Annotated in this window: 1 protein-coding gene; it reads right to left on the minus strand. The window is 65.3% G+C overall.

All coding sequences use genetic code 11. The features are described 5' to 3' along the window. Positions 1–576: 576 nt before the first annotated feature. Positions 577–1866: hypothetical protein (locus EYB53_RS25225; protein WP_167857623.1), on the minus strand; the 1290-nt coding region annotated here is incomplete at its 5' end.

Raw genomic sequence — 1866 nt, forward strand, 5'->3', positions numbered from 1 at the left:
GCGAAGGCGCGAAGGCGCGAAGGCGCGAAGGCGCGAAGGCGCGAAGGCGCGAAGGCGCGAAGGCGCGAAGGCGCGAAGGCGCGAAGGGTTCGCTCACGTACGCGAAAAACGTTGCGCCTTTGCACCAAAACAATCGCCTTCTTTGCAAGGTATTGGGGCTAAAAGGCCTGTTCGGAGCAAGCGGGGCATGGGCAACGCACGCAAAAGCGTTCACAACGGGGGGGCCACGGATCGTGTCGGAGAACGATCGGCTCAGAAGCATGGAACGACGACACGTCGGCCCCGTGGCCCCTCACCGCCTTCGGCGCAACCCTCGCGAGCCGCGCCCCCAAGAGGCCCTGCGCCGAGCTTCGTGTTACCAACCCCAAGGTGACTCAAACCTGGGCTTTGCCAGTCCGCGTGTTCCGTCCGATCCTGGTGGATGGTGCATTGGCGGTAGTGAATGTCAATCACCAGGGAACGCGGTCTATCGAGGTGATGAGTTGTGTTTGTCACTGCCACCTGGTCACAGCACGTATGAGCTTCCGCTTCCTTCCCTGAATGATCGCGCGCTTTGCTTGGCCTTCGGGTGGGCCGCTATGGATGCGGCCAGGCTGTCAGCAGCACATTTAGCGCGCCGATGCGCAGGGGCCCGCCGTCGCAACATGAGCGGAGGATGGCGCGGAAGCGGGTGCGGGGGATCGGGGTGGTGTGCGCGGCTTGGTTGCGTATCTGGACGAGGAGATCGATTTCGTCGACGAATTGTTCGATGCTGACGGTGAAGGAGCGGTCGTCGGGGTCGACGGTGCCCGCCCAGGCTGAGCCAAGGTGCGTGGTGATGCGCGCCCAGAGCAGCGGGTTTTTTCGGCGTACCCCACCGAGCACGCCGAGCGTCGGGCGGCCATGTGGGAAGTCGGTACCACTGATGCCAGGTGTGGCGAGAATGCGTCGCTGGAGTTCGCGCTCGAGAACCCGTGCGACGTGGATGATCGGGGCCGAGTAGTCGTTCGCCTGGATCTCGTCGAGTTGATCACGGAGGTAGACCGCTAGCGCGAGCGATTCCCGCTCGGGTGCTCCGAGCAGATGGAGGGTGCGCTCCAGCCCGATGTCGCCGAGTTTGGCTTCGTAACGCCCTAGATTCTGCAATGCCCCTGTGATTTCGGCGAAGCGGCGCGTCAGTCCCTCGATCCGGTTGCTGACATGTTCGATGGCCGCCTCATCGAGCGTGTCGAGATCACCAGATGCGAAGAGGCGCTCAAGCTCTTTGAGCAGATCCTTCGGTGTGCGCGGCGGTCGCACGGGTGGTGCGGCTCCTGGCTGGCCGATGATGTGGCAGATGCGCCCATCGCGGCAGCAGTGCTGCTCACGGCTCACGAGGTCGATGCGCCAATTGCCAATGTGCGGTTTTGGGCAGACCAACAGATCGTCTGGGGCCAGGGTGTCCCCCTGGCGGCCTACGAGCGCCCCGCGCTCAGCCAGGCTCAGGGTGTCGAGAAAGACCCCCTGGCAGCGTGGGTTTCGCGGCTCGCGGAGGCGTCGGTGGGCAGCATCGAGCAGCGTGGTCAGCAGGGTGCGCAGACCGTGCAGATCTGTGGCGGGGCAGAGGGGCTGGATGCTCACGTGTTGGTCGGGCACGATGGGCTGGTCGCGGTCGGCGGGGCTCAGATGGTAGGGGCCGCTGGCGATGGGCTGGGCGTGGTCGGTGGGGCTGAGGAGGGAGGGGCTGCTGGCGATGAGTTGGTCGCGGTCGGCGGGGCTGAGGAGGGAGGGGTCACTTCCCGGTGTGGCCGCCCTCTCGCCCATAAGAAAGGCGAAGAGCAGGGTCCCGTGGTGCTCGCCGAGCAGGGTGAGGTCGGCGATCATGCGCTTGATGGGCGACGATGGCGC

The organism is Candidatus Chloroploca mongolica, assembly GCF_004762035.2.
GTDB lineage: Bacteria > Chloroflexota > Chloroflexia > Chloroflexales > Chloroflexaceae > Chloroploca > Chloroploca mongolica.